The organism is Saccharothrix saharensis (assembly GCF_006716745.1).
In the GTDB taxonomy this organism is placed as follows: domain Bacteria; phylum Actinomycetota; class Actinomycetes; order Mycobacteriales; family Pseudonocardiaceae; genus Actinosynnema; species Actinosynnema saharense.
Genome location: NZ_VFPP01000001.1, coordinates 3,853,715 through 3,880,151, shown reverse-complemented (window position 1 = coordinate 3,880,151; position 26,437 = coordinate 3,853,715). Strand labels below are relative to the sequence as shown.

General features: G+C 73.0%; 19 protein-coding genes. 11 read left to right on the top strand and 8 right to left on the bottom strand.

Features of this window, described 5'->3' with window-relative positions:
- Nucleotides 1–80: 80 nt before the first annotated feature.
- Both FHX81_RS16630 and FHX81_RS16625 read left to right on the top strand, forming a co-directional pair.
- The gene (locus tag FHX81_RS16630; RefSeq protein ID WP_141979036.1) at nucleotides 81–3,245 is read left to right on the top strand and encodes an ATP-dependent helicase; all 3,165 of its coding nucleotides are present in this window, start codon (nucleotides 81–83) and stop codon (nucleotides 3,243–3,245) included.
- Nucleotides 3,246–3,315: 70 nt separating this feature from the next.
- The gene (locus FHX81_RS16625) at nucleotides 3,316–6,648 is read left to right on the top strand and encodes an ATP-dependent helicase (protein WP_141979035.1); all 3,333 of its coding nucleotides are present in this window, start codon (nucleotides 3,316–3,318) and stop codon (nucleotides 6,646–6,648) included.
- Here the strand turns inward: FHX81_RS16625 and FHX81_RS16620 are convergent.
- Together FHX81_RS16620 and FHX81_RS16615 are read right to left on the bottom strand one after the other, a co-directional pair.
- The gene (locus FHX81_RS16620) at nucleotides 6,645–7,181 is read right to left on the bottom strand and encodes a hypothetical protein (protein ID WP_141979034.1); all 537 of its coding nucleotides are present in this window, start codon (nucleotides 7,179–7,181) and stop codon (nucleotides 6,645–6,647) included. The genes FHX81_RS16625 and FHX81_RS16620 overlap by 4 nt on opposite strands.
- Before the next feature lie 79 nt (nucleotides 7,182–7,260).
- The gene (locus tag FHX81_RS16615) at nucleotides 7,261–7,641 is read right to left on the bottom strand and encodes a DoxX family protein (protein WP_141979033.1); all 381 of its coding nucleotides are present in this window, start codon (nucleotides 7,639–7,641) and stop codon (nucleotides 7,261–7,263) included.
- 89 nt (nucleotides 7,642–7,730) lie between these two features.
- On the opposite strand from FHX81_RS16615, the gene FHX81_RS16610 reads away from it, so the two are divergent.
- Nucleotides 7,731–9,143: a M20/M25/M40 family metallo-hydrolase gene (locus tag FHX81_RS16610; protein WP_141979032.1), complete on the top strand. Its 1,413-nt coding sequence runs from the start codon at nucleotides 7,731–7,733 to the stop codon at nucleotides 9,141–9,143.
- A complete protein-coding gene (locus FHX81_RS16605; RefSeq protein ID WP_141979031.1) occupies nucleotides 9,140–10,207 on the top strand; it encodes a potassium channel family protein in 1,068 nt (355 codons plus the stop codon). Before FHX81_RS16610 ends, FHX81_RS16605 begins: the two co-directional genes overlap by 4 nt.
- A gap of 16 nt (nucleotides 10,208–10,223) precedes the next feature.
- On the opposite strand, the gene FHX81_RS16600 is transcribed toward FHX81_RS16605, so the two are convergent.
- Entirely contained in the window at nucleotides 10,224–11,942 is a 1,719-nt protein-coding gene (locus FHX81_RS16600) for a sensor histidine kinase (protein ID WP_246107846.1), read from the bottom strand.
- A complete protein-coding gene (locus FHX81_RS16595) occupies nucleotides 11,939–12,622 on the bottom strand; it encodes a response regulator transcription factor (RefSeq protein ID WP_141979030.1) in 684 nt (227 codons plus the stop codon). The genes FHX81_RS16600 and FHX81_RS16595 overlap by 4 nt, the downstream gene beginning before the upstream one ends.
- Before the next feature lie 1,403 nt (nucleotides 12,623–14,025).
- Between FHX81_RS16595 and FHX81_RS16590 the strand changes: the two genes are divergently transcribed.
- Nucleotides 14,026–14,463: a hypothetical protein gene (locus FHX81_RS16590; protein ID WP_141979029.1), complete on the top strand. Its 438-nt coding sequence runs from the start codon at nucleotides 14,026–14,028 to the stop codon at nucleotides 14,461–14,463.
- Here FHX81_RS16590 and FHX81_RS16585 read toward each other — a convergent pair.
- Both FHX81_RS16585 and FHX81_RS16580 read right to left on the bottom strand, forming a co-directional pair.
- Nucleotides 14,433–15,332: a neutral zinc metallopeptidase gene (locus FHX81_RS16585; RefSeq protein WP_141979028.1), complete on the bottom strand. Its 900-nt coding sequence runs from the start codon at nucleotides 15,330–15,332 to the stop codon at nucleotides 14,433–14,435. The two genes, FHX81_RS16590 and FHX81_RS16585, sit on opposite strands and share 31 nt — an antisense overlap.
- Nucleotides 15,333–15,347: 15 nt before the next feature.
- Nucleotides 15,348–16,334 (bottom strand): neutral zinc metallopeptidase, encoded by a 987-nt coding sequence (locus FHX81_RS16580; protein ID WP_141979027.1) that lies wholly within the window; start codon nucleotides 16,332–16,334, stop codon nucleotides 15,348–15,350.
- Between the two features lie 387 nt (nucleotides 16,335–16,721).
- On the opposite strand from FHX81_RS16580, the gene FHX81_RS16575 reads away from it, so the two are divergent.
- The 4 genes from FHX81_RS16575 (at nucleotide 16,722) to nudC (ending at nucleotide 22,312) form a co-directional block, all read left to right on the top strand.
- Nucleotides 16,722–18,362 (top strand): DUF2207 domain-containing protein, encoded by a 1,641-nt coding sequence (locus tag FHX81_RS16575; RefSeq protein ID WP_141979026.1) that lies wholly within the window; start codon nucleotides 16,722–16,724, stop codon nucleotides 18,360–18,362.
- Between the two features lie 331 nt (nucleotides 18,363–18,693).
- The gene (locus FHX81_RS16570) at nucleotides 18,694–19,980 is read left to right on the top strand and encodes a M16 family metallopeptidase (RefSeq protein WP_141979025.1); all 1,287 of its coding nucleotides are present in this window, start codon (nucleotides 18,694–18,696) and stop codon (nucleotides 19,978–19,980) included.
- On the top strand, nucleotides 19,977–21,365 hold the full coding sequence (locus FHX81_RS16565; RefSeq protein ID WP_141979024.1) for a M16 family metallopeptidase: 1,389 nt from the start codon (nucleotides 19,977–19,979) through the stop codon (nucleotides 21,363–21,365). The genes FHX81_RS16570 and FHX81_RS16565 overlap by 4 nt, the downstream gene beginning before the upstream one ends.
- Nucleotides 21,362–22,312: an NAD(+) diphosphatase gene (gene nudC / locus FHX81_RS16560; RefSeq protein ID WP_141979023.1), complete on the top strand. Its 951-nt coding sequence runs from the start codon at nucleotides 21,362–21,364 to the stop codon at nucleotides 22,310–22,312. The genes FHX81_RS16565 and nudC overlap by 4 nt, the downstream gene beginning before the upstream one ends.
- 264 nt (nucleotides 22,313–22,576) lie before the next feature.
- On the opposite strand, the gene FHX81_RS16555 is transcribed toward nudC, so the two are convergent.
- On the bottom strand, nucleotides 22,577–23,440 hold the full coding sequence (locus FHX81_RS16555) for an NmrA/HSCARG family protein (RefSeq protein WP_141979022.1): 864 nt from the start codon (nucleotides 23,438–23,440) through the stop codon (nucleotides 22,577–22,579).
- Between the two features lie 60 nt (nucleotides 23,441–23,500).
- On the opposite strand from FHX81_RS16555, the gene FHX81_RS16550 reads away from it, so the two are divergent.
- Both FHX81_RS16550 and FHX81_RS16545 read left to right on the top strand, forming a co-directional pair.
- The gene (locus FHX81_RS16550) at nucleotides 23,501–23,968 is read left to right on the top strand and encodes a MarR family winged helix-turn-helix transcriptional regulator (protein ID WP_141979021.1); all 468 of its coding nucleotides are present in this window, start codon (nucleotides 23,501–23,503) and stop codon (nucleotides 23,966–23,968) included.
- A gap of 63 nt (nucleotides 23,969–24,031) precedes the next feature.
- Complete coding sequence (locus FHX81_RS16545; RefSeq protein WP_141979020.1) at nucleotides 24,032–25,222, top strand: ROK family transcriptional regulator; 1,191 nt, start codon at nucleotides 24,032–24,034, stop codon at nucleotides 25,220–25,222.
- Here FHX81_RS16545 and FHX81_RS16540 read toward each other — a convergent pair.
- On the bottom strand, nucleotides 25,219–26,325 hold the full coding sequence (locus FHX81_RS16540; protein ID WP_141979019.1) for a TIR domain-containing protein: 1,107 nt from the start codon (nucleotides 26,323–26,325) through the stop codon (nucleotides 25,219–25,221). The two genes, FHX81_RS16545 and FHX81_RS16540, sit on opposite strands and share 4 nt — an antisense overlap.
- Nucleotides 26,326–26,437: the final 112 nt, after the last annotated feature.

Genomic DNA, 26,437 nt, shown 5'->3' with positions numbered 1-26,437 from the left:
CACAGCTTTCCACGCGGGGGGCGCGACGCCGGAGGCGGCGCGATCCGACACTGTCGGTGGTCTGTGGTTCCATCTCCGCCGTGGCGGCGAACAGGGCACCCCTCCTGGTGCGCCGGGTGCGGCAGGACGAGCCCCGGCGCGACTGGGACGCGCCCGCCCGCGCCGTGTTCGACCACCCCGGCGGCCCGCTGCGCGTCCTCGGCGGCCCCGGCACGGGCAAGACGACGTTGCTCGCCGAGGTCGTGGCGCACCGCGTGCTGCACCGCGGCGCGCACCCCGAGAACATCCTGGTCCTCACCCCGAACCGGCGCGCCGCCGAAGCGATGCGCGCCCACATCACCCGGTTGCTGACCGGTGCCCGGACCGACGGCGTCCTGCCGACCACCCAGGAACCGCTGGTCCGCACGGTCCACTCCTACGCCTTCGCGGTCCTCCGCGCGCAGGCCGTCCACCAGGGCGAACCGGCACCGCGCCTGCTCTCGGGCCCCGAGCAGGACGCCGTGGTCCGCGAACTCCTCGCCGGTGACGTGAGCATGGGCGCGCCGAAGTGGCCGGAACGCCTCCGGCCCGCCCTCGGCCTCCCCGGCTTCGCCCACGAGCTGCGCGACCTGATGCTGCGCGCCACCGAACGCGGCCTGGCGCCGGAGGACCTGACCGAGCTCGGCCGCAAGCACGGCCGCGAGGAGTGGGTCGCGGCCGGCCTGTTCGCCACCCAGTACGAGCAGGTCAACCTGCTCGCCAGCAGCGGGCAGGGGCACGCGCCGTCGTTCGACGCCGCCGAACTCGTCGGCAGCGCGCTGCTCGCCCTCCAGACCGAGCCGGACGTCCTGGCCGCCGAACGACGACGCGTCCGGCACCTCCTCGTGGACGACGCCCAGCACCTCGACCCGCTCCAGCACGAGCTCCTGCGCGTGCTCGGCGACGCCGCCCACGAGTTCGTCCTGTCCGGCGACCCCGACCAGGCCGTGTTCTCCTTCCGCGGCGCGGACCCGAGCCTGCTCGCCGAGGCCGACAGCCCGGCCGTGGTGCTGACCACGGGCCACCGCATGGCCCCGGAGATCCGCGCCGCCGCGGGCCGCCTCGCCGCGCGCCTGCCCGGCACGTCACCCACCCGCGCCGTCACCCCGGTGGACGACACGGGCAACGTCCAGGTCCGCCTGTTCGCCTCCGCCGCGCAGGAGGCGAGCTGGGTCGCCGACCAGCTCCGCCGCGCCCACCTGATCGACGAGATCCCGTGGTCGGGGATGGCCGTCGTGGCGCGCTCGGCCACGAGATCGCTCCCGGTCCTGCAACGCGCCCTGCTCGCCGCCGGCGTCCCGGTCGCCGTGCCGCGCGACGAGCTGCCCCTGGCCCGCCAACCGGCCGTGCTGCCGTTCCTGGCCCTGCTGCGCTGCGCGGCCGTCCCCGGCAGCCTCGACGAGGACACCGCCGCCATGCTCCTGTCCTCGCCCCTCGGCGGCGCGGACCCGCTCGCCCTGCGCCGCCTGCGCCGCGGCCTGCGCCGCCTCGAACTGGCCGCCGGCCGCGACCGCCCCAGCGGTGAGCTGCTGGTCGAGGTGATCGAGTCCGACGACCGCCTGGCCGCCCTGGAGGACGCCGAGGCGCAACCGGCCCGCCGCGTCGCGGGCCTGCTCCGCAAGGCGCGCAAGGGCATCGCGGACGGCCTGAGCGTCGAGCAGGTGCTGTGGGAGCTGTGGCAGGCCACCGGCCTGGAGCTGCGCTGGGTGGCGCAGTCCGCCCGGCACGGCACCGTCGGCATGCAGGCCGACCGGGACCTGGACTCGATCGTCGCGCTGTTCGAGGCCGCCGCGAAGTACGTCGACCGGCTCCCCGGCTCCGGTGCCGAGGGCTTCGCCGACTACCTGGCCGCGCAGGAGATCGTCGGCGACACCCTGGCCGCCGCCGCGCCCACCGGTGAAGCCGTGTCCGTCCTCACCGCCCACGCCGCCGCGGGCCGGGAGTGGACGGTCGTGGCCGTGCCGGGGGTGCAGGAGGGCAGTTGGCCCGACCTGCGGCTGCGCGGGTCGTTGCTGGGCGTGGAGCGCATGGTCGACGTGGTCGCGGGCCTGTCGACCGAGACGGTCTCCGCGGTCGCGCCGATCCTCGCCGAGGAACGCCGCCTGCTGCTCGTCGCCGCGAGCCGCGCCCGGCGGACGTTGCTGGTCAGCGCCGTGCGCGGCGAGGACGAGCAGCCGTCCCGGTTCCTGGACGAGATCGAGGAGCTGTCGACCGACGAGCCGGAGCGCCCGACGTTCACCCCCGAGCGCGGCCTGGTCCTGGCCGAGCTGGTCGGCGAGCTGCGCCGGGTCGTGTGCTCCGACGACGAACCGGCCGAACGCCGGGAACGCGCGGCCGCCCAACTGGCCCGGCTCGCCGCGCACGGCGTCCCCGGCGCGCACCCCGACTCCTGGTACGGCCTGGCCGAGGTCACCACCGACGATCCCCTGTGGACCGAGGAGCACACCGTCAGCGTCTCGCCGTCCACGGTGGAGACGCTGGCGAAGTGCCCGCTGCGCTGGGTCGTCGAACGGCACGGCGGCCAGGACCCGGCCGAGCTGGCGTCGATCACCGGCACGCTCGTGCACGCCCTGGCGCAGGCCGCCGCGACCGGCGCGGACGAGCGGCAGCTCCGGGCCAAGTTGGACGAGGCGTGGGCCGCGGTGGACGCGGGCGCGCCCTGGTTCTCCCGGCGCGAGCGCATCCGGGTGGAGCGGATGCTCGACACGTTCCTGGCGTGGCTCGCGTCCAGCCGCTCCCAGCTCACCCAGGTCGCCGTCGAGGAGGACATCTCGGTCGAGATCCCCCCGCAGGACGGCGGGCCGAAGCTGCGCGTGCGCGGCCGGGTCGACCGGCTGGAGACCGACCGGGACGGGCGCCCGGTCGTCGTGGACGTCAAGACCGGCAAGACCCCGGTGAGCAAGAACGACGCGCAGCAGCACCCGCAGCTCGCCGTCTACCAGCTCGCGTCCGCGCTGGGCGGCTTCACGCACCTGGGCCTGGCCACCGACCCGGGTGGCGCCCGGCTGCTGTACGTGGCCAAGGAGGACAAGAAGACCGGTGCCGTCGAACGCGAGCAGGCACCGCTGGACGAGCAGGGTGTGCGGGTGTGGCTGGAGGCCGTGCAACTGGCCGCCGGGTCGAGCGTCGGGCCGTCCTACCAGGCCACCGAGAACGCGGACTGTGACCGCTGCCCGGCCCGCACCACCTGCCCGGTGCACTCGTCGGGCCGCCAGGTGAGCCAGTAGGGCACGCCTGACCAGGCAATACCGATCCGCCCTGCGGGTCGGCGAAGCCGGTGGGACCCGAGCACGGAGAATGCGGGACGTGGTCGTGCCGAGCGGGGTCGAACGGGTGGCGGGTGAGCCGGTGGCGCTCGCCGGTCCGTTCGAGGTCGCCGAAGCGCTCGGGCTGCCCCGTCCCACCCCCGAGCAGGCCGCGGTCGTCGCCGCGCCCACCGCGCCCGCGCTGGTCGTGGCCGGCGCCGGGGCGGGCAAGACCGAGACCATGGCCGCCCGCGTGGTCTACCTGGTCGCGAACGGCTTCGTCACGCCCGACCGGGTCCTCGGCCTGACGTTCACCCGCAAGGCCGCGCGGCAGCTGTCCGACCGGGTGCGGCTGCGGCTGCGCCGGCTCGCCGGGTCGTCCCTGCTCGACCGGCTCGACCCGAGCGGCGAGCGGCGGGCCGCGGTGCTGACCACCGAGCCGGTGATCCTCACCTACCACGCGTACGCGGGCCGGTTGGTGGGCGAGCACGGCCTGCGGCTGCCCGTGGAGCCGGGCGTGCGGCTGCTCACCGAGACCGCCGCGTGGCAGCTCGCGCACCGCGTGGTGTCGACGTGGAACGACGACCTCGACACCGACAAGGTGCCCGCCACCGTCACCGGCTACCTGCTCGCGCTGGCCGGCGAGCTGGGGGAGCACCTGGTCGAGCCGGTCGCCCTGTGGCGGCACGCCGAGCGGCTGTCCGCGATCATCGAGAACGCGCCCAAGACCGCGCGGCAGCGCGACGGCCTGCCCGAGTCGCTCAGGGCCGTGGTCAACGCCCAGCGCCTGCGCGTCAACCTGCTGCCGCTGCTGGAGGCCTACCAGGCGCGCAAGCGGCGTGAGGCGGCGATGGACTTCGCCGACCAGATGTCCCTGGCCGCGCGCCTCGCCTCCGAGCACCCGGAAGTCGTGCGTGGCGAGCGGGAGCGCTACGGGGCCGTGCTGCTGGACGAGTACCAGGACACCGGTCACGCGCAACGCGTGCTGCTGCGGTCGTTGTTCGGGCGGGGCGAGCCGATGTCGGTGACGGCGGTGGGCGACCCGGCGCAGGCGATCTACGGCTGGCGCGGCGCGTCGGCGGCGAACCTGCCCCGGTTCGTGCACGACTTCCCGCCCGCGAAGAAGTACGGCCTGCTCACCAGCTTCCGCAACCCCCCGGAGGTGCTGGCCCTGGCCAACGCCGTCTCCGCGCCGCTGCGCGCGATGGGGCTGGACGTGGACGAGCTGCGCGCCCGCGACGGCGCCGGGCCCGGTGACGTGCGGGTGGCGTTGTTCGGCGACGTGCGGCAGGAGCTGGACTGGGTGGCCGACACGGTCGCCGCGCAGTGGGAGCAGCACCTCGACACCAGTGACGAGCCGCCGACCGCGGCCGTGCTGGTGCGCCGCCGTTCGGACATGGCGAACATCGCGGCGGCGCTGCGGGAACGCGGTCTGCCGGTGGAGGTCGTCGGGCTGGGCGGGCTGCTCGACGAGCCGGAGGTGCGGGACCTGACCAGCGCGTTGCGCGTGCTGGTCGACCCGTTGGCCGGCACCGCCGCCGCCCGCCTGCTCACCGGTTCGCGCTGGCGGATCGCCGCGTACGACCTGGCGGCGCTGTGGGCCAGGGCGCGTGACCTGGCGGGCGCGCCGAGCAGGCAGGCCGTGGCGGGCGACCCGCTGGCCGTGATCGCCGACGCGCTGCCCGGCGAGCACGCCGAACAGGCCGGTCTCGCCGACGCGCTCGACGACCCGGGCGACCCGACCGCGTACTCCGCCGAGGGGTACCGGCGGATACGGCGGCTGGGCGCGGAGCTGTCGTCGTTGCGCCGCCGGCTCGACCAGCCGCTGCCCGAGCTGGTCGCCGACGTCGAGCGCACGTTGTTGCTGGACATCGAAGCCATGGCCCGGCCGGGCGGGGTGGGGCGGGCGCACCTGGACGCGTTCGCCGACGTGGTCAACGACTTCGCCGCGGCCAGCCCGTCGGCGACCCTGCCCGCGCTGCTGGACTACCTCTACACCGCCGAGCAGGCCGAGGACGGTCTGGAACCCGGCGAGGTGGAGGTGGCCGAGAACCGGGTGCAGGTGCTGACCATGCACTCGGCGAAGGGGCTGGAGTGGCACATCGTCGCCGTGCCGCACGTGGTGAAGGACGTGTTCCCGGGCCGGAAGAAGTCGTCGAGCTGGCTGCGTTCGGTGGCCGAGCTGCCCGCCGACCTGCGCGGTGACGCCGAGGACCTGCCGAAGCTGCGCATCGCGCCCGACGCCAACCGCAAGGAGGTGGAGGAGGCGCTGGTCGGGCACGAGGACGACTTCGACGCGCGGCGGCTGGTGGAGGAGCGGCGGCTGCTGTACGTGGCGCTGACCAGGTCCGAGCACAGCCTGCTGGTGTCGGGGCACTGGTGGGGCGAGACGGGCGACAAGCCGAAGGGGCCGTCGGCGTTCCTGACCGGGATCCGCGAGTCGGTGCTGGCCGCCGACCACCCGCCCGCCGACATCGCGCACTGGGCCCCCCGCCCGGCCGAGGACGAGCCCAACCCCCTGGCGTCGCAGACGAAGACGGCCCAGTGGCCGACCGACCCGCTGGGCAAGCGCCGCGCCGCCGTGGTCGAGGGCGCCGCCCTGGTCCTCTCCGCCCTCGACGACCTGGGTGAGTCGAACCCCCAGGTCCCGAGTGTCGAACCTCCAGGCCCCCGGAGTTCAACGCTCGAGGTCCCCCGGATGGAGGACGACGATCCGGAGGGCTGGGCACGTGACGTCGACGTGCTCCTCGCCGAACGCGCCGCCGCCGCGGACCGCCGGGAACGCGTCGTCCTGCCCGACCACCTGTCGGTCAGCCAACTGGTCGAACTCGCCGCCGACCCGGACCTGCTGGCCCGCCGGCTGCGCCGCCCCCTGCCGTTCCCGCCCAACCCGCTCGCCCGCCGCGGCACGGCGTTCCACACCTGGCTGGAACAGCGGTTCGGCGCGAGCCGCCTGTTCGACCTCGACGACCTGCCCGGCGCGGCCGACGAGGGCGCGGCACCCGACGCCGACCTCACCCGGCTGCAGGAGGCGTTCCTGGCCAGTGCGTGGGCCGACCGCGTGCCGCACGACGTCGAGGTGCCGTTCGAGGCGGAGATCGACGGCCTGTCGGTGCGCGGCCGGATGGACGCCGTGTTCGCCGACGACGACGGCGGCTGGACCGTGGTCGACTGGAAGACCGGCGCCGTGCCGGACGAGGACCGCCTGCCCGCGCTGTCGGTGCAGCTCGCGGCGTACCGGCTGGCGTGGGCGGCGTTGACCGGGACCCCGGTCGAGAAGGTGCGGGCGGCGTTCCACTACGTGCGCCAGGACCACACGCTGCGCCCGGCGGACCTGCTGGACGCCGACGGCCTGCGCGCGCTGATCCGCTCGATCCCGGACTAGCCGTTCACCCGGGCGTTCGCGGGCACTTCCTTCAGCACCCGGTCGTAGAGCACTTCCAGCAGCCACCGCCCGAACAGCGACGGCCCGAACTCGGTCGACCGGTCCTCCGGCGGCACCAGCAGCTCGGCCGCGCCCGCGGCGTCCACCGCGACCACGCCGATGCCGTAGTAGTCCAGCTCGATCAACGGCCACGACTGCGCGCCCTGCGGCGCGGGCAGCACCACCGAGCACGGCGCCAACGTCATCAACGTCCCGCACGACTGCAACGCCCGGTCGACGGTCGACTCACCCACCAGCACGCCGACCAGCTCCACCGCCGGCACCGGCAACCGGTCGTGCGCGGCCGGCTCGAACCACGAGCGGAACCACGAGGGGTCGGCCTGCGGCGGCCAGCCGTTCGCGCTGCGCCACTCGTGCACATCGGCACGAACCCGCACGACGGCCGACACCTGGTGACCCAGCACGGCGACGTCGGGCACGACGATGCCGCGCCAACCCAACGCCGACGCGGCAGGGTGGAGGAGCGGTTGCACTCGGGCATCCTAGGACTGGTTGCGGTTTCAATGACAGACCCACGGCCGCGCTGGGTGTCCGACCCAGTGCCGAGAGTGATCAGGGAGTTGAGCGACCCACGCGCAAGGCCCACAGGACCAGCGGCACCTGCAACGGCAACCGGCCGAAAGCGATCGCCTTCGCCTTCGGCGACTTCGCGCGGTAGTCGTAGGCCATCTTGACGTTGGCCGGGAACACCGCCGCGAAGAAGCCGGCCGCGAGCTTCCCGCCCACGCCCCGGGTGCGCGGCACCGCGACCGCCACCGCCAACGCCACCTCCGCGGCACCGGACAGGTACGTCCAGGTCCGGGGCTCGCCCGGCAGCGCACGCGGCACGATCGCGTCGTACGGCTTCGGCTTGGCGAAGTGCGTGACACCCGCGGCGCCGAGCAGCCCGGCCAGCGCGAGCGCCGACCAGGAACGGGAACGAGTGGGTTCCATGGGACCACCCTGTCACGTCACCCGCCGCACGGCGCTCGCAGGGTTCTCCCGGCGCTCCCGAGGCGCGCTCGGCGTTATCCTCCCGCACCGTGACCGGTGATCCCGAAGAACCCGAGCATCCCGAGCGGGCGGCCGTGGCCGCGCTCGCCGACGACTTCCTGATCGGCCTGCGCGAGTGGCTGGCCATCCCGTCGATCGGCGCCGACCCGGCCCACCACGGCGACGTGGCCGCATCCGCCCACTGGCTGGCCGACGCGCTGCGCCGGGACGGGTGGCCCGACGTGCGGGTGTGGGACGGGGGTCCGGCGCTGCCCGCCGTGTACGCCTGCTGGCCCGCCGCCGACCCGGACGCGCCGACCGTGCTTGTCTACGGCCACCACGACGTGCAGCCGGTCGACCCGGTCGAGCAGTGGCAGCACCCGCCGTTCGAGGCCACCCTGGTCGGGGAGGAGCTGTTCGGCCGGGGTGCCAGCGACGACAAGGGCCAGGTCGCGATGCACCTGCTCGGCCTGCGGGCGCACCTCGCGGCGACGGGCGCGGCCCAGCCGGCGGTGACGGTGAAGCTGCTCGTCGAGGGCGAGGAGGAGTCCGGTTCGCCGCACCTGACCCGGCTGCTGGACGACCACCGCGCCGACCTCGCGTGCGACCTGGTGGTGTTCACCGACACGCCGCTGTACGCGCGGGACGCGCCGACCGTGTGCACGGGTCAGCGCGGGGTGTACGGGGCGGAGGTCGTGTTCACCGGCGGCACGTCCGACGTGCACTCCGGGCGGGCCGGTGGCAGCGTGCCGAACCCGGCGACGGCGATCGCGAGGCTCGTCGCGGCGCTGCACGACGACTCGGGACGCGTCCAACTGCGGGACTTCTACGCCGACGTGGTCGAACCCACCGAGGCCGAGCGCGCCGACTACGCCGCGTTGCCGTTCGACGAGGCGGTGTGGCTGGCGAACGCGGGCGGTGCGCAGGGCGTGGCCGGCGAACCCGGGTGGTCGACCCTCGAACGGGTCTGGGTGCGGCCGACCGCCGAGGTCAACGGCATCCACGGCGGCTACACCGGGCCCGGCTTGAAGACGATCGTGCCGGCGCGGGCGTCGGTGAAGCTGTCGTTCCGGCTCGTGCCCGACCAGCGGCCCGAACGGGTGGCCGACGCGCTGCGCGAGTTCGTCGCCCGGCACACCCCGGCCGGCTTGCGCGCCGAGGTGATCGCGAGCGGTGACGGCGCGCCGCCCTATGCGGTGGACGTGTCCCACCCGGCCGTGGGCGCGGTGCGTGACGCGGTGCAGGCCGCGTTCGACCAGCCCGTGAGGTTCAGCCGAACGGGTGGCTCCGGCCCGGCGGCGTTGCTGCACGGGTGGCTCGGCGTGCCGGTCGTGTACCTGGGCGCGACGTTGCCGGATGATCGGATCCACGCGCCCAACGAGCGCGTCGTCGTGCCGTTGCTGCTCCGCGGCGCGGAGGCCGCCGCCCGGCTGTGGCGGCTACTCCCGGAGAGGTTGTCATGATCCGCCGCACCAACCCGGGGGAACCGCTGGCCGACCGGCCCGGTCACTCGCTCGTCGGCGTGATCAGGATGCCGGACACGGTGCAGAGCCCGGTCCGGGCCATCCTCAAGCGGGTGGTCGGCGCGCTCGGCGCGCTGATGGCCGCCGTGCTGATCGTCTACCTCGACCGCGACGGCTACCGCGACGTCAACGGGGACGGCCTGTCCTTGCTGGACGCGGTGTACTACGCGACGGTGTCGCTCTCGACCACCGGATACGGTGACATCGCCCCCGCCAGTTCGTCGGCGCGGCTGGTCAACGTCCTGGTGATCACCCCCTTGCGCGTGCTGTTCCTGATCGTCCTGGTCGGCACGACCCTCGAAGTCCTGACCGAGCGTTCACGGCAGGCGCTGCGCATCCAGAAGTGGAGGACCAAGGTGCGGGACCACGTGGTCGTCATCGGGTACGGCACGAAGGGCCGATCCGCCGTCAGCGCCCTGCTGGGCGACGGGGCGGAGCCGGGCTCGATCGTCGTGGTCGACACCACGCAGGAGGCCCTGGACGCCGCGTCCGCGATCGGCCTGGTCACCGTGCACGGTTCGGGCACCAGCAACGACGTGCTGCGCGTCGCGGGCGTCACCCGGGCACGGGCGGTGGTCGTGGCCGCGAACCGCGACGACACCGCCGTCCTGGTCACCCTCACCGCCCGCGAACTGGCGCCGAAGGCCCAGATCGTCGCCTCGGTCCGCGAACGCGAGAACGAGCACCTGCTCCGCCAGTCCGGCGCGGACTCGGTCGTGGTCTCCAGCGAAACCGCCGGCCGGCTGCTCGGCATGGCCACCGCCACCCCGTCCGTGGTCGACATGGTGGAGGACCTGCTGACCCCGGACGCCGGCCTGGCCATCGCCGAACGCGACGTCGAACCGTCCGAGATCGGCGGCTCGCCGCGCCACCTGCCGGACATAGTGCTGGGCGTGGTGCGCGACGGCACCCTCTACCGGGTGGACGCCCCGGAAGCCGACGCCGTCGAAGCCGGCGACCGCCTCCTCTACGTCAAGAAGGTCACCCCGCCGAGGGAAGGCTGACCCCGCGACCGGCGGATCACTCCGCCAACGGAATCCGCACCTCGAACACCGCCCCGACCGCCTCCCGCACCCCCTCGCCGTCGATCCCACCACCGGAACCCACCCGCGCCACCACGCCGGGCCGTCCGGTGTCCCCGGCTCGGGTGTCCCCGGCTCGGGTGTCCCCGGCTCGGGCGTCCGTGGTCGGGCGGTGATCCTGGGCGTCGCCGGCGACCCGTTCCGAGGCAGGCCGTTCGGTGCCCATGGCTCGGCGGGGCGTGGCCGTGGTGCGTCCCGCCGGCAGGCCGGTGACCGGGTCCGGCCGCGTCGGGCCAGGACCCTGCTCGGCTTCTGTCGATTCGCACCTCCTTCTCCCGAAGTCGGCCGGGCTCGGCCGGTCGCCATCCGTGTCCGTGCCCGGCGTGTCGATGCCCGGCGTGTCCCTGGTCGGACGTCGGTCGTCGGGCAGGTCGGCGACCGGGCCGTGCCGAGCGGTGGGGATGCTCAGCACAGCGGCGGGCTCGGCCGTCCCGTCGGGTGCGGTGCACGAGAGCTCGCCGCCGTGCGCCCGCACGACACCACGCGCGATCGGCAGGCCGAGACCCGAGCCGCCCGAGCGTTGATCCCTCGCCTCGTCCAGCCGCACCAGCCGGTCGAAGATGCGTTCCCGGTCCTCCGGTGGCACGCCCGGACCGTTGTCGGACACGACGAGCAGAGCGAACCCGCCCGCTTTCGACACGCGCAGCCGCACCCGGCCGGACGGCCCGGTGGCCTGCCGGGCGTTGTCGGCCAGGTTCGCCAACACCTGCGCCAACCGCTGCGGATCGCCGGAGACGAACGCCGCCTCACCCTCGACGGCGATGTCGAAGTCCGGCGCGAGCAACTGCGTCCGCCCCACCTCCGCCTCGGCCAGCGCGAGCAGGTCGACCCGTTCCCGGTGCAGTTCGAGACCGGCCTCGATGCGCGCCAAGGCCAACAGGTCGTCCACCAGCCGCCCGGCCCGCCGCGACTCCCGCACCAGCAGCAGGTTCAACCGCTCCCGCTCCCCGGCGCCGGCCGTCTGCATCAGCGCTTCCGCCACCGCCTGCACACCCGCGATGGGTGTCCTCAGCTCGTGCGCCGCGTCGGCCACGAACCGCTTCGTCCGCTCCTCCGATCCCTCCAACGAGTCCAACATGTCGTCGAACGCGGCCGCCGTCCGCCCGAGTTCGTTGTCCGCCCGCGACGGGTTGAGCCGAGAGCCCCGGTTGCCGCGCGCGATCGACCGGGCCAGCGTGGTCATCGCGTCCAACGGCGCCAACGCCCGCCCGACCACCAGCACCATCGCCCCGACCGTCACCGCCAGCGCCCCGATCCCGGCCAACAGCAACAACCGCCGCAGCCTGGCCTGCGCCGCCGTGATCACCGACGACTCGGCGTACACCGTGATGGTCGACCCGTCGACCAACTGCCTGCTGACCTCGTTCGCCACCTCCTCGTTCGGCGCGTGCCCGAACACCGTCCCGTCCGGCATGACCAGCCGGACCTCGACACCCCGGCCCTCCAGCCGGTCCACCAGGTCCGCCCCGCGCACCTGCTGCTTGACCAGCTGCTGCGCCACCCGCGCCTTCTCCAGCAACGCGGTGTCGACGTCCCGCTTGGACTGCGCCGCGAACAGCGCGTCCACCAACAGCACGACCCCGACCAACACGACGCCGAGCACGCCGATCGCGGACAGCGTGACCCGTCGTCGCAGTGAGACGGTCCGCAAGCTCACGCCTCGTCCGCCCTCAGCACGTACCCGAGCCCGCGCACGGTGTGCAGCAACCGCGGCCCGTGCTCCTCCAACTTCCGGCGCAGGGCACTGACGTGCACCTCCACCAGGTTCGGGTCGTAGTCCTCGTACCCCCACACCGCCGTGAGGATCTGCGTCTTGCCCACGACCCGCCCCCGCTGCGCGGCCAGGTACCGCAGCAGACGCAGCTCGGTGGCCGTCAACTCGATCGACACGTCACCCCGCAGCACCACCGCCGAGTCGGCGTCCACCACCAAGTCGCCGATCTGCACCGTGGACGGCGTCCGCCCCAGCCGCCGCAGCACCGCGCTCACCCGGGCGACCAGCTCGGCCAGCACGAACGGCTTCACCACGTAGTCGTCCGCACCCCGGTCAAGCCCCCGCAGCCGATCGGACACCCCGTCCCGGGCGGTCAGCATCACCACTCCGGCCCCACACGCCCGCCGGATGACCTCCAGGAGCATGAAGCCGTCCCGACCGGGCAGCATCACGTCGAGCACCACCAGGTCCGGCCGGAACCGGACCAGCTCGCCTTCCAGGTCACGACCGTCCGGCCGGACCAACACCTGGTACCCCGCATCGCGCAACGCGGAACTCACCGCGGCACCGATCGCCTCCGCGTCCTCGATCACCAGCACCCTGGCAGCAGTCGACACCTCCATATTCTGCGTCGCGTCGCCCAACGCAGCCGTGAGGCCGCGACGGGCTCGGACAAGTGACTCTCCCTCGACCGCACCGTCGGTGACGACCTTGCGGTTCGTCGTCGCCGGCCGTGACAACGAACCGCAAGCACGGGTCGGCAGGACTGCGGCGACGCGCCGCTCAGCGACCTCGTGGGGCACACGTCGCCGGCGAGTGCCCGGCCCCGAGGGGTTGGATCGGCGGGCTTCCGTTGAACGACCGTTTCTTCGGTCTGGTGATGACCTCCTGGCGGACGACGACCGCGTGTGGATCGAGCATGCGCGGGGCCGAACGGACCGCGAGCCGCTCAGCGACCTCGTGCGGGCACAGGCCGTCGATGTGCCTGGTGAGCTGACGGTTGTCCAGCACGAGCGGGGATGGCCGGACGACGGGCCGCTCAGCAGGCTTGTGGCAGCCCGGTCAAGGCCGAGCGTGGACCCGAGGGGTTCCTGGACACCGCGATCCAGGTTGCCGCCGCGCGCGACTGTGGACGGCAAGCATTCGGTTGGCGGGCATCGGATGGGATTGCTGGTTCCTCCAATTCGATGGTGCGGTCTGTGCCGGCGGACGGCATCCCTGTGGGACTCGGATACGAGTGGGCTGGCTGGACGGCCCGCTCAGTGGCCCGGTGGGGGTGCGGGTCGGCTGCGGTTGCCCGGCCCTGTTCGGCGGCTGATCATCGCGATCCTGCTCGTCGCCGGCGCCGAGACCACGCCAAGGCTGCTGCTTGGTGGGTTCCAGTGCCACCGGTGGCCGATGCGTCAGGCGAACGGTGGCGCGGCGAGCGATGTGCCGGCGTAGGGGCCGGTCTCCCTCGACGTGGGCGCGGACGGGAGAGACCGGCCGTCTGTAGGCCCCGGCCGCGACCCGGCGGTGAGGATCGTGGGCTCGGGGGAGTCGGACAAGTGGGCGGATCGGCTGCGCTCCGCACAGTGGGCGGTTCCAGCGGTTGCGCTTCGTCTCGTGGCGAAGAGCGAAGGATGAGGGCGCTGCGATCCACGAGGGATGCGCCGATGTCGGGCGGTGACAGCCGGCGCGTGCGCGTGTCCGGGTCGGAAGTGGACGAACATCCAGAGTCATCAGGGCGGTGTGCGGTCAGACCCACGCCGGTGGTGCCCGCTCGGCACGGCCCGGTCGTGGATCGGGCCGTCTCAGGCGCGACCGACATGTCCAAGGTCGGAGATCTCGTCGTGGCGCCCGGTGCGGCATCCGGCGACGGGCTCGGGGACGTTGGGGTTCCGTGGATTTCGGGATGAGTGGCATGGGTCGAGTATCGAACAGGAGTTCGAGGGTGGGCAAGATCACGATCGGGTGATGTTCACGGGGGCGCACGTCGCCTCGGCCCCCACGACAACCCGCCACCCCGTCTGCGACCATCCACGCTGTGGCGGTTCCGCGAAGCCCGGTCAGGTGGGCGCTGGTGCTGCTGGTCGCGGGCCTGCTGGCGGTCGCGGCAGCGGTCGCCTTGTGGTGGCCGCGCGCGTCCACCGAGGTCCGGCGGACCACCGCCACCGTCGTCGAACCGGCCTCCTGCGGCGCCGCGGACGCCTACGACCGGGTCGAACTCACGGTCGGTGACCGGAAGCACACCGCCAAGCTCGACGGCTGCGGCCACCAGCGCGACGAGGTCGTCGAAGTCGTCGTCCCCACCGACACCGACGGCGAGCTCACCGTCCAAGCGGCGGCCAGCACACCCGTCGGCATGCCGTTCGAAGTCCGGCTGACCACGTTGCTGATGTGCCTGAGCGGTCTCGCCGGCGGCCTCTACGCCTACCTGCTGACCAGGCGCTCTCAGCCGACGTCCTCCGCCGGGGCCGCGTAGGTGTTGCACGACGTCGTCACGCCCGCGGTGAACCCCGCCGACGCCCACTCGGACTGGTTGTCCGGGCTGCCGTGGGCGTTCTTCTCGGGCGGCTCCTCGACGGCGTACTGGAAGTCGTCCGCCGCCTCCTGCGCCAACCCGGTCCCGATCGACTCGGACACCGCCACCAGGAACATCCCGGCGAAGCAGTTGGCCTGCAGCTCGATCCGCCGCGACATCTCCAGCCCGGCGGGCGTCTCCTCACCCGCCGAGACGATCTTGCTGTCCGCCGCGCGCAGCATCCCGCTCAACGCCTGCACGTGGTGCCCGTACTCGTGCGCCAACGTCGCCAGGTGCGACCCGGCGCGCTCACCGCCGCCGTTGTCACGCAGCCGCCGCGTGGGCATGTAGATGGTCCTGTTGCGGCCGCAGTAGTACGCGACCGCCTCGCTCTCCGCGGGCGCCGAGCCGCACGGCCCCTCGACCAGGTCCGGCGACGTGTCCAGCGCGGGCGGGTTGAACGGCAGGTTCGCCTGCTCCAGCACCGGCCGCCACGCCTGGTCGAGGCACCCGACCCCGGCCTTGTAGTACGCCGACAGCTCCGCGTCCGACACCCCGAACCCCGGCAACGTGCACGCCACCACGGGCAGCCGAACGGGCGCGGTGAGCAGCGGGTGGTCGGCCAGCCGGTGCACGGCCCGCGGCCGCGGCGCCTCCGTCTCGGCCGCCTGGGTGCCGGTCACGCCGGGCGCGGCCACCGGCCGGCCGTTGATCCGGCGGGACGTCTCCAGCTGCGTGATGCCGCCGAGGCCCAGCACGCACAACACGATCAACGAGAACACGCCGATGAGGACGATCGGGTTGTTCTTGGGCTCCTCGGGCGTGTGCACGGTCCTCCAGTCGGGTCAGCTGACGTCCGCCGCGCTCGCCACCCAAGTGTTGCACGCGCTCGTCTCGTTGTTCTTGAACCCGTGGTTGACCCACGCGGCGTTCCGCTCGGGCGCGCCGTGGTCCCGGTTCGGGTAGATCGGGTAGTCGCCCCGGTTGCCCGCGTCCGTCAGGGCCACCGAGATCACGTCGGCCGGCACCGCGCCGTGCGACAGCGGCGCCAGCGTCATCCCGCCGAAGCAGGTGGCCTGCAGCTCCTTGCGGCGGTTCAGGTCGAGGCCCTCGGGGGTGTCCCAGCCGCCCTTCTCGTACTGCGCCTGGCTGGACGCCCGCAGGATGCCGGACAGCCACTGGATGTGGTGGCCGTACTCGTGCGCGAGCTGGCCCAGGTACTTGCCCGGGTGGTTGGGGTTGGCCGAGCCCTGCTCGTTGGCGTAGTGGTTGGGCGTCCAGTAGATGGTGCCGTCGCAGTACATGGCGGTGCGGTCCGGGCCCATGTTGCCGCACGTGTTGGTGATCTGGGACGTCACCATGACCAGCTCCACCGGCTGGTAGGGCAGGTTCGCGCGCTCGAACGACGGCTTCCACATCGCCTCGATGCACGGCAGCGCGGCGCGGAGGTACCGGTCCTGGCCCGCGGGCGAGTAGTCCATCCCCGGCAGGGAGCAGCCGGCGATGTTGAACGCGCCCAGCCCCGCGGCGTGGATCGGGTTGTCACCCAGCGTGATGCTGGCCTTCGGGCCGGCCTTCGGCGTGCTGGTCGACGTGGACCGCCTGCTGCTGCTCTCCGTGGTGGTCGTCGTCGTGGTGGACGTGGTCGTGGTGGGCTCGGGCGTGTACGTGTAGCTCGCGTACCCGGCGTTGCCCGAGTCGCTCGCCTCTTTCGCGCCGTTGGACGCGGCGAGGATGCCGATCGTGGCGACGCCCAGCACGAGGAAACCGACGACCAGCACCGCCACCAGGGGGCCCTTGCTCTTCTGGCGCGGCAGCGGCGGGTAGGGCATCGGCGCCGGACCCCATCCCGGGGGCGGCCCGGGCGGCGGTCCCCAGTTCACGGGCGGTGGCTGCGGCGCGGCCATCGGCGGCGGCATGGCGGGCCGGGCGGGCGGCCAGGGCTGCTGGGGGTGCGGCTGCTGGGGGTGCGGCTGCTGGACGTGCGGCGGGGGCTGCTGGGGCTGGGGGCCGGTCTGGGGCTGTTGCGGTGCGGGCCAGGGGCGGGTCGGCTGGGGCTGTTGGGGGTGCAGCGGGGCGGGCACCGGCGGCGGCCCAACCGGTCGTGGCGGCGGCCAGCCACCCGGCGGCGGTGGTTGCGTCATCGCTGGTGGTCCCCCATATCGCGGATGCCCGAATCAGCACAAGAGCTTAGGGGAACTCCGCTATTCTCCGCGGCCGTGTTGAAAAACTGGGGAGCGGCGGCCCTCTGCGCGGTCGCGCTGTGCACGGGTGTCGGCACAGCGTCGGCGCAACCGGGCAGCACGGCCGGGCTGCCCGGGACGGTCGGCGCGGACGTGCGGCTCAAGCTGGAGCGCGACGGCAGGCTGACCGTGACCGAGGTGGTCACCGTTCCCGAGGGCCGGACCGCCACGCGGGTCGTGCCGCTGCGCGTCCCCGTGTCCGCCGAGCGCGAGCGGGTGTTCCAGGTCGGGGACGTGGCGGTGGAGGGCAACGGGACCGCCGCGGGATCCGACGACGAGCTCACGATCGCGCTCCGGGCGGGCACGTCCACCGTCAAGTACTCGGTGGTCGGCGCGGTCGCGCGGATCGGCGACACGCTGGAGCTGCGCTGGCAGCCGGCGAGCGGCTGGGACACCGACCTCGACTCGGTGAAGGTCTCCGTGATCACGCCGGACGCGCCGCGGTCGGTGAACTGCCTGGCCGGCGAGCCGGGCACGGCCAAGCCGTGCACCAGCGCGGACCTGGGCGACGGGCGTGGCGTGCGGGCGAACGAGATCGGCCTGGCCGCCGGTGAGCGGGTCGACGTGGCCGTGGGGCTGCAGGAGGGCGCGGCGCCCGCGAACGCGCGGGTCGAGGAGACGTCGGGGTTGGCGGCCGCGTTCGCGTTGACCCCGTTGACCGGCGCGGGTCTCGGTGGGCTGGTCGTGCTGCTGCTGTGCGGCGGGTTGTTGTTGTGGTACCTCCGGGGTCGTGACGCGCGTGCGTTGGCCGGGGACGTCGGGCCGGTGAACGTGCTGGTCGCGGACGGTTCCGGGCGGGTGGCGTTCGCGTCTCCCGACGGCGTGCTGCCGGGCCAGGTGGGGACCGTGGTGGACGAGCACGTGGACGTGGTCGACGTGACCGCGACGATCGTGGACCTCGCCGTGCGCAACTACGTGTGGATCGAGGAGGTCGACGGGCACGACTGGCGGTTCGTGCGGCGCAACCCGGCCGACCCGTCGTTGTCGGGGTACGAGCGCGCTGTGTACGAGGCGTTGTTGCCCGACGGCGTGGACGCGGTGACGCTGTCCGAGCTGCGCGGCAGGCGGATCGACCTCTCCCTGGTGCGGGACGAGCTGTACGCCGACGTGGTGGCGAAGAACTGGTTCGCGCGGCGGCCGGACGCGGAGCGGAACCTGTGGTGGTGGGTCGGGGTCGGGATCGGCGTGCTGGGCGCGGCGTCGACGGTGGTGTTGGCGCTGGTCGGCGGGGCGGCGTTGTTCGGGCTGGTGGTGGTGGTCGCCGGGGTGGCGCTGGCGGTGGGCGCGCGCACCATGCCCGCTCGGACCAAGCGCGGGAGCGTGCTGTTGGAGCACGTGCGCGGGTTGCGCGGGTACCTGCACACGGCCACGCCGCAGGACATCCCGGAGTCGGACCGGGAGATGGTGTTCTCGCGGTCGTTGCCGTACGCGGTGGTGCTGGGGGAGACCGAGCGGTGGTTGGCGACGTTCGCGGGCACGCGGCCGGGGCTGTACTGGTTCGGCGAGGCCGAGCAGGGCGGTGACCTGCGGCGGTTCGCGCAGCGGTTCCCGGTGTTCCTGGGCGCGGTGGACGGCGTGCTGGCGCAGGCGGGGCACCTGCGGTCGCTGCGCGGCTGAGTTCACCCGAACGTGATCTTGCATTCCTCGAACAGAGGTTCGACGATGGACCCATCCCCGAACACCACCCCGCGGGCGGCGGGTGGTGGTTCGCGGGGATTCAGGGCCGAGGCCGATCCGGTGTCCACGCGCGCCGGCTCCACCGGGTGGCCGGCCTGATGAGACAGGCGGTGGTCCGGACCGGTGCAGGCGTGCGCCCGGTCCCGGATCGGCCGTCGAGCCGCTGGTCGGCCGGTCGGGTGCCGGTCGGTTCGCGCTGGGCGTAGCGGGGCGCTTCGGTGGGTGGGCGACCATCGCGCCCGGTAGTGGTGTGAACCCGTAGGCTGCGTTCATGGCGCTACCCGAACTGCACAGGTTCACGCTTCCCAACGGTCTGCGGGTGGTGCTCGCACCCGACCGCAGCGCCCCGGTCGTCGGGGTGAGCGTGCACTACGACGTGGGCTTCCGCTCCGAGCCCGAGGGGCGGACGGGCTTCGCTCACCTCTTCGAGCACCTCATGTTCCAGGGCAGCGAGAGCCTGGAGAAGCTGGCCCACTTCCGGCACGTGCAGTCCTCGGGCGGCACGTTCAACGGGTCGACCCACCCCGACTACACCGACTACTACGAAGTGCTGCCGTCGGCGGCACTGGAGCGGGCTCTGTTCCTCGAGGCGGACCGCATGCGGGCGCCGAAGCTCACCGAGGAGAACCTGCGCAACCAGATCGACGTGGTGAAGGAGGAGATCAGGCTCAACGTGCTCAACCGACCGTACGGGGGGTTCCCGTGGATCCTCCTGCCACCGGTCCTGTTCCAGACGTTCCCCAACGCGCACAACGGCTACGGCGACTTCACCGACCTGGAGAACGCCACCGTGGACGACTGCGCCGCGTTCTTCGACACCTACTACGCGCCGGGCAACGCCGTGCTGACGGTGGCGGGCGACTTCGACCCCGAGGGGGCGAAGGCTCTCGTCGAGAAGCACTTCGGTGACGTGCCCGCCCGTCCGGTGCCGTCCCGGCCGTCGTTCGCCGAGGCCCCGCCGAAGGGCGAGCTGCGCGCCGAGCACACCGACAAGCACGCGCCGATGCCCGCCATCGCCGTGGGCTACCGCATCCCGGACCCGGTGACCGAGGTCGAGGGCTACCTCGCCTACTTGGTCCTGGCCGGGGTGCTCACCGACGGTGACGGGTCGCGGTTGCAGCAGCGGCTGGTCCACCGGGACGCGATCGTGGTGGACGTCGGCGCGGGGTGCGGCCTGTTCGGGCCGTTGGAGGCGCGCGACCCGGACACGTTCAGCATCACCGCGATCCACCCGCCGGAGGTCACCTCCGAGCAGGTGCTCGCGGCCGTGGACGAGGAGCTGCTGCGGTTGGCCGAGGAAGGGCCGTCGGAGCAGGAACTGGCGAAGGTCACCGCCCGCTGGGTGTCGACCATGCACCGCGAGCACGACCGGCTCACCAGCCGGACGCTGGGCCTCGGGTCGGCCGAGCTGCTGTTCGGGCGGGCCGAGCTGCTGTACGAGCTGCCGGACAAGCTGGCCGGCATCACCACCGACGAGGTCGCCGCTGCGGCCAAGGCGCTGCGGCCGGACTCGCGCGCCGTCCTGACCCTCAAGCCCGCCAGTGGAGGTAACGAGTGAGCGCCCCGACCAAGCACCGCAGCGCCGAGGAGATCGGCCGTACGGAGCTAGGGCCTCGCCCGTTCCCCGAGCTGGGCGAGCAGCGGGCGGCGGCGGACCTGGACACGGTCGACACGACGCTGGCCAACGGCCTGCGGGTGCTGGCCGTGCGCCGGTCGTCGGTGCCGCTGGTCGAGGTGCGGCTGCGGATCCCGTTCGGTGACCCGGCGGCGAGCAGCGTCGGCTCGACGCACGCGGCCCGGGCCGAGGTGCTGGCGAACACGATCCTCACCGGCACCGCCACCCGCAGCCGGGTGGACGTGGACACCGAGCTGGCGCTGGTCGGCGGTGAGCTGGACGCGGTGGTCGACCCGGAGCGGCTCGCGTTGTCCGGCAACGCGCTGGTGTCCGGTTTCGAGACGGTGCTGGACGTGCTGCGGGACGTGCTGACCGGGGCGACCTACCCGGCCGACGAGGTCGAGCGGGAACGCGCGCGGCTGGTGGAGCGGATCCGGTTGGCGCGGTCGCAGCCGAACGTGATCGCGCGGGAGGCGTTGCAGCGCCACCTGTACGGCGACCACCCGTTCGCCAAGGAGATGCCGGAGGCGGAGGAGGTCGCGGCCGTCACGCGGGACGAGGTGCTGGCGCTGCACGCGTCGGCCGTGCTGCCGCGCGGGTCGGTGGTCGTCGTGGTGGGCGACGTGGCGCCGGACGCGGCGGTGCGCGCGGTCGAGGCCGCGTTGGGCGGCTGGACCGGCGAGGGCACCGCGGTGGCGTTGTCGCCGCTGTCGCCCGTGCGGGGTGGTGACGTGCTGTTCGTGCACCGGCCCGGCGCGGTGCAGTCCCAGATCCGGCTCGCCGGGCGGGGGCTGGAGCGCACCGACGACCGGTACCCGGCGTTGCAGCTGGCGAACCTGGTGTTCGGCGGGTTCTTCTCGTCGCGGCTGGTGGAGAACATCCGCGAGGACAAGGGCTACACCTACAGCGCGCGGTCGCACCCGGAGTTCACGCCGGGCGGGGCGACGCTGCTGGTGGACGCCGACACGGCCAGCGAGGTGACCGCGGCGGCGCTGCTGGAGACCCGGTACGAGCTGGGCAGGCTGGGCCTCGTGCCGCCGACGGAGTCCGAGGTGGACACCGCGCGCCGGTACGCGATCGGGTCGCTGCTGACCGCGACGTCGTCGCAGGGCGGGCTGGCGTCGTTCCTGATGAACCTCGCCGGGCTGGGCCTGGGCGTGGAGTGGTTCACCGGGCACCCGGGCCGGCTCGCGGACGTCACCGTGGAGCAGGTCACCGAGGTGGCGTTGGAGTTCTTCGCGCCGACCGCGTTCACGGGCGTGCTGGTGGGTGACGCGGAGCTGCTGACCCCGCAGTTGCGCGCGCTGGGCGGTGTGACCCTGCCGTGAGCTTCGAGTTGGTGGAGCTGCCCGCCCTGTCGCGGTTCACGGTGGACCGGCGGGAGCCGTTGCGCGGTGACGTGGAGCGGATCGCGCAGTTGTGGCCGAAGGCGCGCGTGCTCACCGTGGACGCGCACGGCCGCACGTTGGTGGCCGACCGGGCGTCCCGCCTGGTCGACCGCCCCGCCACCGAGTTCGGCGACGGTCCGCCGGACACGGCGGTGCTGCTCGGCGAGCAGGACGGCGTGGCGCACTGGGCGGTTCCGCTGACCGAGGACGAAACGGACGTCAAGGCTCCGGCCGGTCGGGCGTGGTTCCGGCCGGAGCTGACCGACGAGCCGCAGTGGCTCGACCTGCGGGCGTGCGGCGCGTTGCTGGACGACACCGACGCGGGGTTGTTCACGACGGCGGTGGCGTTGTTCCACTGGCACCGGTCGGCGCGGTTCTGCGCGAAGTGCGGCGGGCGGACCGACTCGATCAAGTCCGGCTGGGCGCGGGTGTGCGAGCAGTGCGGGCACGAGGAGTACCCGCGCACCGACGCCGCGGTGATCTGCCTGGTCCACGACGGCGCGGACCGGGCGCTGCTCGCCCGCGGCGCGGGGTGGCCCGAGGGGCGGTACTCGGTGCTGGCCGGGTTCGTCGAGGCGGGCGAGTCGCTGGAGGCGTGCGTGGCGCGGGAGATCGAGGAGGAGGTCGGCGTCGTCGTCGCGGGCATCCGCTACCTCGGCAGCCAGCCGTGGCCGTTCCCGCGGTCGTTGATGGTGGGGTTCGAGGCGGTCGCCGACCCGGCCGAGCCCCTGCGGCTCGCCGACGGCGAGATCGCGCAGGCCAAGTGGGTCAGCCGGGCCGACGTGCGGCAGGCGCTCGCCGAGCCGGGCAGCGTGCCGGACCTGCTGCTCGCGCCGGGTGCCTCGATCGCCTACCGGATGATCCAGTCGTGGGCGGCGGCAGGCTGACCCGACGAGGCGGCCTCGGTCAGGTGGTGCAGGCCGGGCGGTCCGGTCGGCCGGCGCCGCCGACGACAACCTGTGGCTGGTGTGCGACTTCCTGCTGCGCGAGTTCGGCTGCCAGCCGGTGGTCCAGCCGGGCGACTCCGACCCGTCGCGTCGGGTGCTCGACGTGGTCCGCGGCCGGGCTGGGGCTGCACGAGTGCCCGGATCGCCAACTGCTCGCCGGGATGGGTGACGTCGGTCGGGTGGCGCCGGGTCGGGTGGCATCGGTCAGGCGGTGCGGAGCAGGTCTGGCCAGGGCAGGGTGCGCACGAAGTCCGCGTACCCGGTCCAGGTGATCTCGGGCAGCTCGGCGTGCAGTCGGCGCAGGTCGATGTCGGTGCCGACGTCGGTGAAGTAGGCGAACATGGCGGCGAGGTCCGTCGAGTGCCGCGCCACCACGTGCAGCGGCGGGCAGTGGTGGCGGATGGGCTGGCCGATGGCCGCGGTCAAGGCTGTGGCCATGCCCGCCGGGGTGAGGGACTCGCCGGCCAGGTCCAGTCGTCTGCCCGCGAACCGGTCGGGTTGTTCGAAGGCGAGCACAGCGGCGGCCGCGACGTCCCGCACGGCGATGAGGTGCAGCGCGCGGTCCGATGGCAGGGGCAGGTAGAGGATGCCCTCGCGCAGTCCCTGCACCGTCCACCCGCCGAACTTGTCGTCGAGGAACGCCGCCGGCCCGAGGATCGTCCACCGGGGTCCGGCCGTGACCAGGTGCTCCTCGATGCGCTGCTTGCTGTCGAAGTGCGGGACGCCGGTGCCGCGGTCGGCGTTGGACGCCGAGGTGAACACGATGTGCTCCACGTCCCGCGCGGCGTCGACCAGGGTGATGCCGTGACGGGTCTCGGTGGCGGTGTCGCTGCCGAACGGCGTCGTCACGGCGAACACCGCCCGGACGCCGTGCAGGGCCGTGCGCAGGGACGCTGGATCGTCGTAGTCGCCGGGCACGACGTCGGCGCCGAGGCGGTGGAGTTCTTGTGCCGCAACGCTGTGCGGTGCGCGGGTGAGCGCTCGGACGCGGTGGCCGCGGGCCAGGAGCGCGCGCGTCACGGCTCCGCCTTGGGCGCCGGTCGCGCCGGTGACCAGGATCGGTTTCATGAGCAAAGGTTGACGCTAAAAGTATTCTGAGGTCAAGTGAGATATTGGTAGGGTGCCGCCATGCACAAGCCGAGTGACGCGCTGCTGGCGTGGCTGTACGTCCAGCAGGGCGTGGACGCGGTGCGGGTCGCCATGGAACGGCGGATCGAAGCGGTGGCCGGCTGTTCGCTGCTGGAACACGAGGCGCTGTACCGGATCGACATGAACGGACGTCTGCTGATGTCCGAGCTGTCCGACCTGCTCGCGGTCAGCCCCAGCGGTGTCACCCGACTGGTCGAACGGCTGGTGCGCCGCGGCTGGGTCGCGCGCGAGCAGCCGCCGGACAACCGCCGCGTCGTGCACGCCGTGCTGACCGACGCCGGTCGTCAGGTGCTGGCCGACACGAGCGCCCCCGCGTACCGCGACTCGGTCACCGAGGAGTTCGCCGCTGCGCTGAGTGATCGCGACGTCGCGGATCTCAAGCGGATCGGGCGAAAACTGCTGGAAGCGCACGGCAAATGGGACACCAAGCGGTTCGCCACCGACTAACGTCGGGACTTCGACACGCCCGTTCGGCGGCCGTGGTCCGAACTCGCCCGATGGGAGGTCGCCGTGCACCGCAGATTGACCGTGCGCGACCTGCGTGCCGGTAACCGCGCGCGGGTGCTGCGCGCGCTCTACTTCGACCAACCCCGCAGCCGGCAGGAACTCGCGGGCGTCACCGGGCTCAGCCAGGCGTCGGTGAGCAACGTCGTCGCCGAGCTCATCGCGGACGGCGTCGTGGTCGAAGCCGGCCAGGTCGACTCCGACGGCGGACGGCCGCGCGTGCTGCTGCGGGTCAACCCCGCGCACGCGGCGGTGGTCGGGGTCGACGTCGGTGAGACGCACGTGCTCGTGGAGGCGTTCGACCTGACGTTGCAGCGGCTGGCCGAGGCGACGTTCCCGATGGAGCCCGACGTCCACTCCGTCGACGCCGTGGCGCGGCGCGTCCTCGAAGGGGTCGAGAGGTGCCTCGCCGAGAGCGGGGTGGGCGACGTGCTCGGCGTGGGCATCGGCGTGCCGGGGCAGGTCGAGCACGGCTTGGTCTACGCGCAGACCGTCGGCTGGCGCGGTGTCGCGCTGGAACAGTCGCTGCGCACCGGCACCGACCTGCCGCTGTTCCTGGACAACGGCGCGAACACGCTGGGACAGGCCGAGGTCTGGTTCGGCGCGGGCCGCGGCACGGGTGACGCGGTGGTCGCGTTGATCGGGTCGGGCGTCGGCGCGAGCGTCATCACGGGCGGCGTGCTGTACCGCGGGTCGTCGGGAGGCGCGGGGGAGTGGGGTCACACGACGGTCGCACTGGACGGCCGCCCGTGCCGGTGCGGCGCGCACGGGTGCCTGGAGGCGTACATCGGCGCGTCGGCGGTCGTCGACCGGTACCGCGCGGTCAAGAAGGACGTGCCGGCCGAGCAGGAGGCGGCGTTGGCGGCACTGGTCGCGGACGGCTCACGGGCCGCGCGGGACGTCCTCGCCGAGACCGCCCGGTACGCCGGGTTGGGCATCGCGAACCTGATCAACCTCTTCAACCCGTCCCAGGTGATCGTCGGCGGTTGGGCCGGGCTGCTGCTGGGCGCGCGCATCCTGGACGACGTGCGCACCCAAGCCTCCCGCCACGCCCTGCACCGACCGTTCGAGCAGGCGTCGATCACGATGTGCGAGCTGGGCCCCGAGTCGGTCGCCCTCGGCGCGGCCACCCTGCCGGTCGCCGAGTTCCTCGCCGCGGGCGGCGTGCGCCACCGCATCCCCAGCCGGGTGTTCTAAGAATGCTTGCCCACGGCGCGCAGTACACCGTCCACCACCGCGTCCACCCCGACTTCCGACCGGATCGCGTACCGGTCGGCCAACATCGGTGAGTGCCTGGTGAACTCCTCGTGGTCCAAACCGTGGAGTACGGGGATGAGCCGGGTGCCTTGGCCGGCCGCCATGCTGAACAAGCCGTTGACCTCCTGTTTCGTCCAGAACTTGCGGAAGAAGTACGGGCTCATCACCAGCAGCCCGGCTTGCGACCGCTGAATCCCCTTGTCGATCGACTCGCGAATGCTGTCGCCAGGGACCATGGTGTATTCGTCGTACCACACGCGGAGTCCCGCTTCGCGCAGCGCGGTCGCGAGGGGACGCACGAAGCCGATCTTGTCTTCGTGTGCATGACTGATGAAAACGTCCCAGGTCGACTGGTCATCCATGATCACTCCGGCTCGAAGCCAAGAAAGCCAGCGTTCGTACGTGGTCGTCGGTATCGGCTTCGAGTGTGCTGAAGACACCGCTCGCATGACGAGCTGTCCGACCAGTCGCCGTGGGCCCAGGCCCGCCGAGTCGCCCGTGTATATATCGGCAAGGCTTTCGAGCGGTGTGTGTTCTTCGGGATATGTATGAGGATTGAGCACGAGCCTGGTCAGGATGGCCGCACAGCGTTGCGCGGTGACACGCACCTCGGTGGACTGCATGCATCGGGGCTTCTGGCAGTGGTCGAGCCAGGGGCCGACCCACGGGTGGCCGGCCAGGCCAACCTTGGTCAACTCGGCCGCGAAGATCTCCCGTCGTTCCGCTGTGGTCACCACCGGTTGGCCGGTGAGCGTCTCCAGCAGTTCTCGCAGGCCGTTGCCGAACTTGCCGCGGCGTAATCGAGTGTCCAACTCCGCGACGGTAACCGTCGTGCGGGTTCCGGGCCGCAATTTCCGCCGTGTCGGTGTGGGCTGGTCGAAAGCCCCGAGCAAGCCGCTGAGGTCGTTGGCGGTGTGCACGTCACCCGTTTTCAGGGTAAAACCGGCCCGGTTCGACTCAACGGCGTTGAGCGCCTTGTCCCACAGTTCCTCGTAGGACGGCTTGCCGTACATCTTGTGCACATCGGCATTGCTCAACGTCACGTGCGGATGCTACCGATGAGCGGCCGGTCGGGCGGCAGCCGGTCGAGTCTCGTGTCGCATCCGCTCTTGGACACAGCGCGTCGTGAATGCCGTGCGTCGACCAGGCCCGAGG